At 59.4% G+C, this 13,396-nt stretch carries 8 protein-coding genes; 1 reads left to right on the top strand and 7 read right to left on the bottom strand.

Features of this window, described 5'->3' with window-relative positions:
* Positions 1 to 69: 69 nt before the first annotated feature.
* From AC01ZF_RS04950 to AC01ZF_RS04980, 7 genes are all read right to left on the bottom strand, one after another.
* Positions 70 to 1,275 (bottom strand): glycosyltransferase family 4 protein, encoded by a 1,206-nt coding sequence (locus AC01ZF_RS04950; RefSeq protein ID WP_424676564.1) that lies wholly within the window; start codon positions 1,273 to 1,275, stop codon positions 70 to 72.
* A 378-nt stretch (positions 1,276 to 1,653) separates the two neighbouring features.
* Positions 1,654 to 2,769: a glycosyltransferase family 4 protein gene (locus AC01ZF_RS04955; RefSeq protein WP_424677167.1), complete on the bottom strand. Its 1,116-nt coding sequence runs from the start codon at positions 2,767 to 2,769 to the stop codon at positions 1,654 to 1,656.
* A 3-nt stretch (positions 2,770 to 2,772) separates the two neighbouring features.
* Positions 2,773 to 3,006: a hypothetical protein gene (locus AC01ZF_RS04960; RefSeq protein WP_476575172.1), complete on the bottom strand. Its 234-nt coding sequence runs from the start codon at positions 3,004 to 3,006 to the stop codon at positions 2,773 to 2,775.
* Between the two features lie 57 nt (positions 3,007 to 3,063).
* Positions 3,064 to 5,019: a hypothetical protein gene (locus tag AC01ZF_RS04965; protein ID WP_476575173.1), complete on the bottom strand. Its 1,956-nt coding sequence runs from the start codon at positions 5,017 to 5,019 to the stop codon at positions 3,064 to 3,066.
* A gap of 23 nt (positions 5,020 to 5,042) precedes the next feature.
* The gene (locus AC01ZF_RS04970; protein WP_424677169.1) at positions 5,043 to 6,698 is read right to left on the bottom strand and encodes a lipopolysaccharide biosynthesis protein; all 1,656 of its coding nucleotides are present in this window, start codon (positions 6,696 to 6,698) and stop codon (positions 5,043 to 5,045) included.
* Positions 6,695 to 7,552, bottom strand: coding sequence for a class I SAM-dependent methyltransferase (locus AC01ZF_RS04975; protein ID WP_424677170.1), 858 nt, complete (start codon positions 7,550 to 7,552; stop codon positions 6,695 to 6,697). The genes AC01ZF_RS04970 and AC01ZF_RS04975 overlap by 4 nt, the downstream gene beginning before the upstream one ends.
* Positions 7,553 to 7,737: 185 nt before the next feature.
* Complete coding sequence (locus AC01ZF_RS04980) at positions 7,738 to 10,125, bottom strand: hypothetical protein (RefSeq protein ID WP_424677171.1); 2,388 nt, start codon at positions 10,123 to 10,125, stop codon at positions 7,738 to 7,740.
* A gap of 105 nt (positions 10,126 to 10,230) precedes the next feature.
* Here AC01ZF_RS04980 and AC01ZF_RS04985 point away from each other — a divergent pair, with 105 nt between their 5' ends.
* Complete coding sequence (locus AC01ZF_RS04985) at positions 10,231 to 13,380, top strand: hypothetical protein (RefSeq protein WP_424677172.1); 3,150 nt, start codon at positions 10,231 to 10,233, stop codon at positions 13,378 to 13,380.
* The last annotated feature ends 16 nt before the right edge of the window (positions 13,381 to 13,396 follow it).

A 13,396-nucleotide genomic window follows, 5' to 3' on the forward strand; every position in this document is an offset into this window, starting at 1 on the left:
TGTGCCTTACCCTACCGGCAACGTACCGCCATGCATCCCTCGCAAGACGCGAAGGGCGTGAAGTAATCGTCACACTACCGATTGATACACTGCAATAACCTGCGCCACCAACCGCTCTGGCGCAAACCGTTCGTGCACCGCCCGCCTCCCGCCGGCGATAATCCGTGACCGCAGCGCATGATCATCGAGGAGACGGAGAATGGCGGTGGCTAGCGCAGCCGCATCGTTGTACGGGATCAGAAGACCATCCTCGCCATCACGAATCAGTTCGTTAATCACCGGGATGTTGGTGCTGATGACCGGCACTCCTGCGACCATCCCTTCTAACACCGGTAAGCCAAACCCTTCGTAGCGCGAGGGAAACGGCAAGACGGCGCTAGCCCGCAAGAGGGCTAATTTCTGCTCTTCGCTCAGCGTGCCGAGAAAATGGATATTGGCCGCCACGCCAAGCTCGCCGGCCAGCCGTTGCAGTTCGGCCCGTTGGGCCGGGTTGTGGGTGACAAAGACGAAACTGGCCTGCGGGTAGCGGGCAATGATCGCCGGCATCGCCGCTACCAGCACGTCGTAGCCTTTGCGCGGCGTGAGCTGACCGATGTAGGGAATGATCGGCGGGGTGAAGGTGGCGGCCAACGGCGGCGCCGGCCCCTCCATAAATGCCATGTCGAGCCATAACGGCACAACTGTCATCGGCTGCGTAAAACCCAGTTCGCGTAAGACCTGCGCTTCGTGGTGGGAACAGGGAATGAAGGCGGCAACATCACGTAAGGGGCGGTGAATGGCATAGTTGCGCCAATGATCGCGCCACTGCCAATCACGCAGGCCACGCCGAATGAGCTGCGCCCACGAGAAGATGAGTCTTTCGGGGTGGATAGATGACTCGTAGGGCCGTTCCCGGTCGGCCACCAGCCAACGATCATGGTACGGGCCGAGCCACGTCCACACGACCGGTACCCCGCGCCGACGCAGCCAGCACACCGCTTGCAAGGCCAACACATTGCGCGGGTGGATAACATGGGCGACATCGGGCAACGGCATCGACTCTAACGCCGCAACCGTTTCGTGTCCCGGCCAGAGTTCTGGCTTCACCCGCCGCACTACGATGCCGTCAATCGTTTCGCTACGTTCACCTAACCCAAGCTGTGGTCGGTCGGGCTGCCAATAGGTCAGCGCCATTACTTCATGACCGGCAGCGACGAGTGCTTGGCCGAGGGTACGTTCGGGCCAGTTGCGAAATGTGCGGCTGACGCCGCCGAGACCGATGATGAGAATACGCATGATGTGGTTTGACCACTCATTATAAACGACGTACCAAACTATTTGACGGGATGCACCATCGGGAAGCACCGCTATGCACCCCGACTACACAGGCGTGCCCCCTACGTCGCTCACCCCAGCACCCCCCTGTCATTGCGAGGGAGCGTCAGCGACCGAGAAATCTTACCACAGAAGCGTAGAAAAGACAGCCCCCCCTGTCATTGCGAGGGAGCGTCAGCGACCGAGAAATCTTACCACAGGAGCGTAGACAAGGCAGATTTCTCGCTGCGCTCGAAATGACAGTTATTTGCTCGCAACAACGGTGCTCTCTCGCAAAGACAGCCCCCCTGTCATTGCGAGGGAGCGTCAGCGACCGAAACATCGCCACAGGCGTGCTCCCTACGTTGTTAATACCGACCGATAGACCGTTTCGATCCGGTCAACGACGGCCGGCCACGCAAATTGCGCTGCCCAGGCAGGGGCCGCTGCGGCCATCGCCGCGCGCCGGCCCGGATCGGCGAGCAGCTCGTTGACCGCCGCCGCCAGCGCCACCGGATCGCGCGGCGGTACCAGCAAGCCGGTCTGACCATCGGCCACCACCTCTGGGAAGCCGCCAAACCGGGTAGCCACCACCGGCAACCCGCACGCCTGTGCTTCAACCGGCCCAATCCCGAAGGTTTCGCTGGCATAGCTGGTGGCGACCAGCAGATCAACCGATGCGTAGAGCGCCGGCAGTTGCAAACGCGGAACACTACCCAAAAACTGTACCCGTTCGTTCAAGCCGAGTTCGTTGGCGATAGCGGCTAGCCGCGCCCGATCTTCACCGTCGCCGGCAATCAGCAGCACCGCCTGCGGAATCTGCGGCAATGCCCGGATCGCCGTCTCGACCCCTTTCCACGGTTGCAACCGGCCCACAAACAGCAGCAGCGGCGCAGTCGCCGGCACACCTAGTCGCGCGCGCAGGGCGGGGTCGGGCGGTTGCGGGTGAAAAAGATCAGTATCGATCCCGTTGAACACCACTTCCGGCATAAACCCGTAGCGCCCGGCGATAGTCTGCGCATTGAACCGCGAGCATGAGACGGCAGCGTCAACTTGTCGGGCTAGCCAGCGGTCGCCGCGGTAGAAGTCTTCACCATGGCAGCCGAGAATGACCTTGGCCCCACTCAATCGGCGGGCGAGTAACGCCGGCAAGAGATCGTAGGGTTTCTGCAAGTGAATGATCTGGTAGTTGCCGCACACCAGTGTCGGTAAGGCTGCAATCGCCATCGTTAGCCGTTCGAGCAGTTTCGCTTCAGCATACGCCCGACGTAGCGGCGGTAGCGCCTGCCAAAACCGGCGTGAGATGAAGGGGAACGTGAAGACACGCACCCCGGTAGTCTCGCGCCGCGTTCCCACCCCGCCCAGAATATCTACCGCATGGCCGCGTTTCACCAACTCGCGCGCCAAATCCCATACAAAACTCTCGACGCCACCGATTTTAGTGGTGGTAGTGAGATTGTAAAGCGCAATCCGCATCGCTTACCAGATGGTGTACAGCGTCAGTTTGATAATGACCACGAAGGTTAACGTCAAGCCGACGTAGACGATTAATCGTCGCCGATCAATCGTCCCGTTCGTCAGATAATAGGCCGTCACGACCGCTGCTAACGGATAGGTAAACATCCAGATTCGTTCAACTTCGCGATTGAATAGGCCGCTGAGCCACATACCTAGCACTAATGCGCCGAGCGAACCGAGGAGTGCTGCCCACATTGGTTGCCAACGTTCGACCCTCGCCCGGAGATAGAGCGCACTGAGTGCCGCGAGTATCTATGGCGTGAGAAAGACAAGGTACGAGACGAGATTAGCGGCAGCAAAGCGGAGATAATAGTCGTAGCTCGGTGGCAGGAAAGGAGTCGGTGGCGGACCGTACTCGCGAAACCGTTCCATCATCTCACCGTTGATCTGAGTGGCGGTACGCGCAGCACTAATCACGTTAAAACCGGTCAACAGGAAGATCACCAGATAGATCAATCCAATAACACCGGCAGCAACTGACCCCTGACGGACGATCATGAGAAGGGTCATTCGCCAACCGTATATCTGCCGATGGCGCGCCAATGCGAATGCTGCTGCTGCTACGCCAAAGAAAAAGAGCTGGGTTGTCGCATAGGTCATAAAGAGCGCGGCGGCAATACTGAGACCGGCAACCACGGCTAACCATAGCCGATACGGCGGTTCTAACGCGAGGAAGAAGGCGGCAGCGCCAACCGCGATGAAGAGGCTGAACACGCCATCAAGTGAGGTGACACCGTAGATCATCTGGCCCGGCATCACCACAGCGACCATGCCGGCGGCCAACGCCAATTGACCACCGCCAAGCCGCCATCCTAACCAAACTGCGACGAGTGGCATAAGCGCCGTCAAACCAATGGTGAGCCAACTCGTCGCTACCGGCCCAGGCCCAAATACCTGCTCGATCAGCCACAAAAATAGGATGGCTCCCGGTGGGTGGGTGCTACCATGCACGGAAAGCATCGGGGCGATGGTCTCGAAGTTGGTCATGAACCCAATCGGATCGCTGAATACATACGGTGTGTCGCGGAGGTATTCGTAAGGACTATCGCGAAAGAGAGCGATTGGCGCGTCAAGCCCATGCACAGCAATATCAAACATCAACGGCAAGAAAAGAGCACCAATGAAGGTGTAGATAGTCACCGGCACCGGTTGCAATGGCCGCGCCAACCATCGCCAACCGAGCGCAAACCAGAGGATTGCACACCCAATCGGCACCATTACCCACCACGTCGGTGAAGGATCGATCCGTGATTTGAGCGGCCACACTCCGCTATGCCCGCTAATCTGTTGCAACAGCCAAAATGCACTGAGTAACGCACCGCTCCAAAAGAGGATGACGGTCAGCTCGGCCAGCCATGATCTTCGTAACGGGAAACGACGGGCGACCGCCAAACCGATCACGCCACTCCATACCCCAACCACCATCGGCAATGCCCAACGCAGCGTACCGGCTCCAAACGGGGTAAGGCCACCGACCAGTGTATAGGTGATCAAGCTACTGATCGCGACAACCAACCCGGTCGCGAGTAATAACGGCACACCACTTAGATGGAGCAGTGCCAACCAGCCGACGGCAAGTGCCAGTCCGACGAGCAAGCCGGATGGCGCCGGGATCACCCTTCCGGCAGCCGTGAGGGGCAACACGCTCAACCCGTGGAACGGCACTCCCAGCCAACGCGGATTATTCGGATCACGCACTGCAACGCTCTGAATGGTGACACAAACGTCGGCCCCTGGCTGATGGTCAGCGCCGGTCAAGAGGGTATAGCGACGGAGGTCGGCACCCAGCGGCACCTGTATCGGTTCTGCCATACCGGCCTGCAACGTAACTGTCTCGACCCCTAAACCGCGGGCATATGCACCGGACAAGCGTACCGTTACCAGACTGCGCGGCGCAGTACCAACATCGGGCACACAAACCTGACTATTCCCATCCGTCCAACGAAAATCACCCCACTCGCTCGCTTCGACCCGGTTCAAGCTGGCCAGTAACCAACGGCTAGCACTTGCCGGAGCAACCGTTTGGGGCTGACCGGTATTGGCGAGCAGCCAATTGAACCCAACCACACAGAGAATGACTGTGAAATAGGCGGCCAATACCCGCACCAACTGCACCCTATACGTCGTCGGCAAACACTTCCACCAGTGACTGATCGTGATCCCCATCCGACCACGTTTATCTTTTGTTGTCAGCGCCGGATGACGCATATCGCCTCAATGCAGAGCAACCATCACAATAATCGCCGGATCACACCTTGCAACGGCAAACGCCACTTCAGCACGTGCGCTCGGTCGGCTGGGTCAAGCCCACCCAGGAGGCGTAGCGTCAACAAAAAGATCAACGCTCCGATCCCGGCCAACAGCACCAATTGGAGAGCGATCCCCAAACGTGACACCAGATCCACGGTACCCTCGGGCAGCACGATGAATCCACGCAAACTGGTCACAACGACACCCATCACCGCTGCCGCCGCACTTACCCGTAGGGTAAACCGACCCGGCCAACGCAACCCCAACAAGCGCATCCCGGCCACCGTAACCCACAAACCGGCAGCAACCCGGGCCAAGCCAAAGGTAAGTGCCATCCCGATCAAGCCAAATTGGCTTGGCAACCACCACGCTAGGACAACGACCGTCAACAATGCGATCAGCCGTGCAGCGATCACGACACGCAGCCGCTCGTTCACCATCAGCGCGTTATGCGCTGTCGTTAGGATACTCTCGCTGAATAGACACGGCGTCAACACCCAAACAATCGGTGCCGCATCGAGATACTGCGGGCTAATCACCAGCAATCCGGGTGCCGCCAACAAGATCAACCCCACACCACCGGGAATCATCAGCAGCAACTGCAAGCGCACGAGTGATTGGTAAGCACCGTTCGTTGTACCACCCTCGCCTTGACGCACTCGCGTAAACAGTGGCACTTGCACGCCTACCAGGGGTGTATACAAATAACTAAGCGCCATACGTACCAACAGCGCGCCGGCAGCCAGCAACGACACATCGCGAATATCACTGTTAAAGAAATTGATAAACTCGAAGCTAGCGATAAAGTCGGTTGCCGTCATCAAGTACGAAACCGCAGCGTACCGCACGAACCCGTTCGGCAATGCCTGTCGCAGATCACGTAGTCCGTCGCGCACATCGGCCCATACACTCGATCCCGGTTCGTGTGCGATACCGGCCTGCAAGCGCCAAACCTGCCAACCGGCCATCGCCACCGCTATCGCCGGTGCCACCACCATCGCTACCAACACACCGAGAATGTCCCAACGATCAGGCAAAGCGAGGATCGCCACCACCACTAAGACCTGGGGCAACAGACCAGCGGCCAGCGCAATACTGTTCCACGCCTTCTGGCGAAAAAAGCTGCTCAACACCGCCATTAACAGATCGTACAATGCTCCCAGACCGAGCAAGATGACAATGGCGGCAATAATCAGCCAGTGAAACTCGGCTACGAATTGACTAAGTTCAGCACGCGCAGCGGCTTCGACCATCACCTCACCACCGAGCAGGCCTTGCAGATAGGCCTCGATCTGACGGTGTGTCAACGCCAGACCGACGGCGATCACCAACAAGATCGCTAATTGGATCGTCGCAACTAGGAGAAAGAGCCGACGGGCTGCCCGCATCCCTCCTTCCCGTTCGGTTTCGGGAATATACTTAGGCAACGCACGTGCAATTCCGAGATCAAGCGCTGTCCCGAACAGATTACTCGCACCCCGCACCAACGCCAGTAAACCAAAACCAGCTTGCGAAAGCTGGTTGAGTTTCACCAACGTTGCGATAACCTCGGTCAGCAAGCGCAGGGGAGCAAAGAGCGCATTCCATAACACCGCTCGCGACACCTGCGTCGCCAGCGAAGGCCGTTGCGCCGTCATGCCCCCTCCTTGCGCAGATCGAGTTCAAACATTCCGGTATAAAAGCGTCGCTGCCATCGATAGGCTGCTCGCTCTAGCCCGATCCGTCGCAAGATCGCACGTACCGCCCGTCGCCACGGTCGGCGACTCGGTAACTGCCCGGCCAACAATGCCTGCTCGCGCAGATCGGTCACGGCAAACCCCAACCGCTCACAGAGTTGCACCAGCTCGTGATAGTGAAAGTAGTGCATCGTGCTCAACCGCTGCATATCGCGGAAGGCTGCACCGCGCTTCGTGCGTCCGCGTAGTTCGATCAGAGTTTCGGCCAACGGACGCGGCAACCAGTTGATCCCGCGCATATGGTAGTGCGGATCGATCCACGCTCGCCGGTTGATCGCCGTAATCAGGGCATGGCTACCGGGCCGCAACACGCGCGCAATCTCGCGCAACACCGCTACCGGGTCTTGCACGTGTTCGAGCACATCCCACGCAACGACCAGATCGAACGCGGCGCTCAGCAACGGCAATGATTCGCCGGCAGCGTTGACAATCGGGAAACGTAGATTGTAGCGCGCTGCGCGCAAGCGAATGATCCGGCAGTAGGCTGGGTTGTACTCGCACGCCATCACTCGCGCGCCGGCCAACGCCGCCGCTACCGCAAACCCGCCCATCCCCGCACCAAGGTCGAGCACCCGCGCGCCGCGCAACTCGCCAATCGCCGCGCGCGCCTGCGCTAAACGCTCATCTTGATAACGCTCTTGGCGCAACCGGCGCTCGCGCCACGCCGCAAAATCGCGCCGCCACGTCATATGTTGCAGCCACGGATCAATCGCCGCCGCGAGTTGGTGATCGATGTCGGTGGTTATAGCGTCCAATCTGTACTCCTGAATCCACGCGCCACATGGAGTGCGGCAGTCAAACCGCCACACTCCATATTAAGTTGCTGCCGTAGAGCGAGTTCTCGGTTGTAAACCGCTGTCGTTCGCTCCTTTTTCACGCCTCAATCTCCTCCGCCCAGTGGGGGAGGCTAAAAGGGGAGCCAAGAAATGACATACCCCCCTCAATTCCCCTGAACTGGCGAAATGCTGATCCGATACACCCACAACCACAACGCACTGCCAAGCGACAACACCAGCGTCGCTAGTACGAACAGTCGCCCCGCCCATCGTTCCCACAACCGGTCAGCTATGATCGCCCATGCCAGACAGATCACCGGAATCAGGTAGAACAGTTGCTTGTCAACCATCGAAATTCGGTAGCCGGCTAACAAAAACAGCAGTGCCACTGTGCCCCACGCCGAAACCACCAGCCAGAGCAAGGGTTTCGTCTGCATTGCCCAGTACCCCGGAATGAAGAAGATCAACGGGATTGCCAACCCGTAGTAGAGGTAGTGGTTTGGCCAAATGTGATAACCAAGATGCGGCACAAACGACCACAGATACTCGTGGAAGGGCGGACGCGAAACGCCGACCGTCTCTGGCCCACGGGTAAAGACGGTCATCAGATAGGGAATGGTGCGTTCCACAATCGGTTGGAAATACTGGCCATAGTAGATCGCAATCGCTAGTCCGATCGCTGCCCCTGCCGACACCCAGAGTGGTTTGAGACCCGGCAGCAGCTCGCGCCACTCCGGCCCGCGCCGCGTATTCAGCCAGATCAAGATGGTCAAGACAACCAAAAACACGCCGGTAAAGACGCCGGTGACTGTGTAGACAAGGAACGCCAACACCAGCAGTGGCACCAACCAGAGCTGCACCTTCCATTCACCCAGTCGATCCCACCCTAGCAAGATGGCCGTTTGCGCCAGCAGATTGAGCCACAAGCCGGCAGCGGTCGGCACATTGCCCCAGATATGCAGCAGATACGTCACCGGTAGCACAGCGTATGTCACTGCTGCCAACAGCGCCGTGCGCTGGCTAAACTCCGCCTTGAGCGCAATTGCCGCAATTAGCACGACCCGCGACATATCCATGAGCAGGCTCACAAAGTTCGCCGTTAATTCCATCGGCCACGGAAAGATGGCATAACCGGTAGCTAATATGTGAAACCACGGCGAATAGGGGATCACCGGCGGATTACGCCCCCACTCCGCGACCGGCATCGTCGTCTCGTTGAGCGGGCTATTGATGCTGTAGTAGAGCGGCAATGCGCCATCGTAAATGATGCGCCGCGCCTTATCCATGTGCCAAAAGACATCAATCCCCACGTAGTAGGGGTAGAGCATGCCAATCGCTTTGAGCCAGAACCCGACCATAAAGACAATCAGCAGCGCCGCCGTAAACTCAGACGTCACCTGAGCACCGGTCTGAGACATAAGCCAGCGGGTGAGCGGACGCATCGCAACTATGACCAGCAGGCTGAGGAGTGTCACCGCCGCTAGCCGGTCAATCATCTGCCCGCTGGGGAAACGGTAGACAACGATTGCCCACCCGGCAACGAGCACCGCTAGCGTTAATCCAACGGCTGCCCAGCCAGTGGCATCGAGATGCCAGCGTCGCCGGATGTCAGCCGTGAGCAGCGCCAGACAGGCAAACATCCCTAGTACGATAAACAGGCCCAGCCCCAGCGCTATCGACGGCGGCGCAATCGTTGCCAGCAAGGGGCTTGCCGCCGGCGCGACCGAAACATCGGCCACCAACATCCCCAACGGGCGTGGATCGCGGAACGGATCGGATTGCAAGGTCAGATTCAGATCGCCCCCATTCATCACAGCCGCCGGAATGAGAATCTGGATGCGCCGCAATTGCGCTCGTTCCGGCAACCGCGCTAACTCAACGCCGTTGGCGCTGATTCGCGCATTGACTGGCGAACCGTCGGGATGGGCGACCACCGCATCAAGCCGCACGATCCAGTTTCCTTTCCCCAAGCGCGGAAAGACGATCTGGCTCTCGTCAGCACTCCAACGGTAGGTACGGGCCGGCGCCAACTCAACCGCGAGCGGCACGCCGGCGGGCGGCGCTTCACCACCGACCAGTGGCGACACCAGCTCGAAGGTGAGGGTAGGAGCAGCAGCAATCTGGGCCGGAATTTTAACGAACATCTCCGTCCCGCTGCGACGCGGCATCTCTAACCGCACTCCATTCACCGTCGCCGCCGACTCGCGTTGCAAAATGATCGGGTCAGCTTCTGGGCGGGCAATGACCCTTGCAAGCCAAATGCCCTCGCGCCCGCCGGGCACTGTGGCAGTGGCAGCGCCTGCCGGCCACTCAAAGCGCTCATACGCACCGGTAGCATCGATCTCGCGCGCGTTGAAATTGACCAGAAACGCGCCATCGCGGTTATCGCCAATATCAACGGTCACGACTGGCCGGACTGCGTACCCGGCAAATAATGTCACAACCGTGATCACCGCCAGCCAGAGCGTGGGTATCGTCACGCCGGGCAAGCGGCGCACTTGGCTGCCAGCAACGGTGCGCAGGTTGATACGTTTAATCAGAGAAGAAGCCATCGTTATGTACGTCTATGTATCTCTATGACGTTTTCGCCATCGCCGCATTGTACCATGCAAAGGCTATGCTATAATCACGCACGGCATTTATCGCCGGAAACAAGCATGGTACAGATTATCGTCGGTATTCTAATCTTACCAATTATTATCTACGCGCCGGGATGGGCGCTGGCGCGGGTGATCCCGGAACTTGGCAACAACGACGGCCTTGAACGCCATTTCGAGCGCTGCTTGATCGGCGCACTCTGGAGCGGTTGGCTAGCGTTGGTGTTGGCCAGTTTCGGCATTTTTTCAATTTGGCTGCACCTTGGCATTACGTTGGCGGTGAGCGCCGGTGCGATTTGGTGGGGACAACGGCATTCGCCACCATGCACTGCCGTGCCGCGCACTGCCGTGCGCGGGTACGAGGTTGCGTTGTTAGTGCTGGCGCTGTTGGTTGCCCGGCCTTTCGAGGTTATCCTGGGGGTGCGCGACGCTGGCGTCTATGCGGTTACCGGGTTTGCCATCGCCCGTACCGGCAGCATCGTCCAAACCGATGCAGTCGTCGCCGAGCTAGGCCAAGCTGCGCAGAGCAGCGATCCGGTAGTGCGTGAGCCGGCTGAGCAGGCGATCAGTAATCTGATGATCGGGCAGGCCCGTGATCGCTATATCGCGACCCGCTTGCGAGCAGCCGGTTTTTTGATTAACGAAGGTGAACTTGCACAGGGGCGGATTGTTCCCCAGGGGTTCCACCTCTTCCCGGCGTGGATTGGTTTGCTGACTGCCGCCGGCGGCCCGCTCTTCGGTCTGTTTGCCACCGGCTTGCTCGGCTTGCTCGGTGTGTGGAGCGTGGGCATGATCGGGCGTCGGCTCGCTGGGCCGTGGGTCGGTTGGCTGGGGATGGTGCTGCTCGGCCTGAATACGGTGCAGGTCTGGTTTTCCCGTTATTCAACCGCCGAAACTACCGCTCAGTTTCTGACGTGGGGCGGTTTGTATCTATTTGCCAAGGTCAATGACCGCAGCTTGCCGGCGCGCGCGCGCCTGACATACGCAGCACTGGCCGGCATCGCCTTTGGGCAGGTGGCGCTGGCCCGAATCGATTTCTTTCTACTTGCCCCGGCGATGCTCTACCTTGGCTATTGCTGGCTGAGCCGCCGTTGGCAGCGCGCACAAACCGCCTTGGCGCTGGGCATGCTGGCAATGCTGATCCATGCCGCTCTGCACATTATCTTCATCGCCCGCGCCTATTTCTTCGATACCGGCTTTGCCCGCTTTCAAGATTTCGCCTTGACCTCATTGGTCGCGCTGCCCTTCCTCACTCCCACTGTACGCGAGTCGTACTTTACTTCGCGGTTTAGCTCGCTCGATGATCCGTGGCGGATCTGGATCGAGCTGGCGCTGGTAGCGATTGCGATCACCGGCTTGATTCTGCTCCGCCGCAGCGGCTGGATTGGGCGGATCGAGCACTGGCTGGTTGCACGCCGGCAACGCTGCCAGAACGCGATCGCGCTCGGTTTGTTGCTCTTAGCCGGTTGGGCCTATTTTGTGCGCCCGCAGATTATCGATGCCGATCTGCTCTTTAATACCCGCGGCGGCTGGAACGATCCATTGACGCGCGATCCGACCCTCGTGGCAGGGGATGTGCGGAGCGGTGTGATGACTCCTACCGAGGCCCGTTTACAAGCCGGCGTGGTGCTGACCGGACGACCATGGGAAGCCGAACCCGATCTGGCTGCGACCGAGGCATTGCGCGCCGAGCTGGCCGCCGCACGCGGCCCATGGCAGGGGCCGTTTTCAAACCAGACTCTCAACTGGCTGCGCATTCAGGGGTATGTCGGTGCACCGATCCGCTTGCCGCTGGTGCTCTATTATCAGGAATACAACGGCATGAGTTGGTGGCAGCGCATGCTAGCTGATACCAGCACCTTTACCAGCGAACCGGTACCTGTCCAACCCAAAGAATTGATCCCGTTGGCCGGTTTGGTCCGAGTTGGCTGGTATCTATCACCACTCGGCGTGATATTGGCCGTGATCGGGTTTGCTCTCTGGTGGCGACGCGGACTGAGTGCGGCCAGTTGGCTAATGCTCACCGTTGGGTTTCTGGGCAGCTTCTTTTATCTTCGCCAGACCTACGGCACGTCTGAGCAGACGTACATCTATATTCTACGCCGGTTTGTACCGATTGCCTACCCTATCTTCGCTCTTAGCGCAGCCTATGCACTTGCCGCCTTGGCTGGAGCGTGGCAATTCCAGCCTCACGCCGCCCGCTGGCGGCAAGGATTAGCCGCCGGACTTGCCGGGTTGTTGCTGCTCTTCCTTGGCTGGACGGGACGATACTATTTTGTACATACCGAATATGCCGGCGCATTAGCCCAAGTCGAAGCGATTGCCCAACACTTCACTCCTGATCGCGATATTGTGCTGTTGCGCGGTGGCGCGCCGATCAGCAGCGCCGCGCGCGATATTCCTGACTTGCTGGCGACGCCGCTGCGCTTTGCCTACGACATCAATGCCTTTACGGTCAAGAGTGTGTCTACCGCGCCATACGCTACGCTACTGGTCGAACAGGTCAAGCGCTGGCAAGCTGCTGGACGCACCGTCTATCTGATGCTGAGCGCGAGCGGCGGTAATCTCGCGCTACCTGGCTTTCATCTCACCTTCGTTACCGAAGTTGCGCTCGATCTGGCCGAATTCGAGCAACTGACCGATCAGAAGCCGCAGAATGTTTCCCGACTGACCCTTCCCTTCGCCATTTACCGGCTCGATCCGGTCGAGTCGCCGGTGGTCGATACCGCATCGCCACCGCTCACGCCAACTGCATTTGCTGCGCAGGTCAACGGTTTCTACCGGCCCGAACAGAACAAGGACGGCTGGCAGTACAGTTGGAGCAACGGCGAGGCAATCTTACGTCTGCCTTGGCCGAACGGTGTTACCCGGCAAACGCTGGTCATCGAAGTTGCGAGTGGCCTCCGCCCAGACCATCTCGGCCCAGCCACCCTCTGCATTGCAGCCCAGCGCGAAGATACCTTGTGGCCTACTACCAGCTCTCCCCTCGTCGAACTCGGTTGCCATCAGATCGGGCAAGAACCGACGCTCGTGCATGTCACCCTCGATCCCACCCACCTTCCCCCGACTACCTCCGGTGCGCTCCTGCTCCATCTCACCGGGCCGGCATGGATCCCGGCCAACGAAGACCCCCGCCTGACCGACCGGCGGGTGTTGCACGTCCAGTTCGGGCGAATATGGACTCGCACAGACGCAGCGGACGCAACGTAGTAGTGGCGCAAGGCAG

The sequence above is a fragment of the Chloroflexus sp. genome (assembly GCF_056331925.1).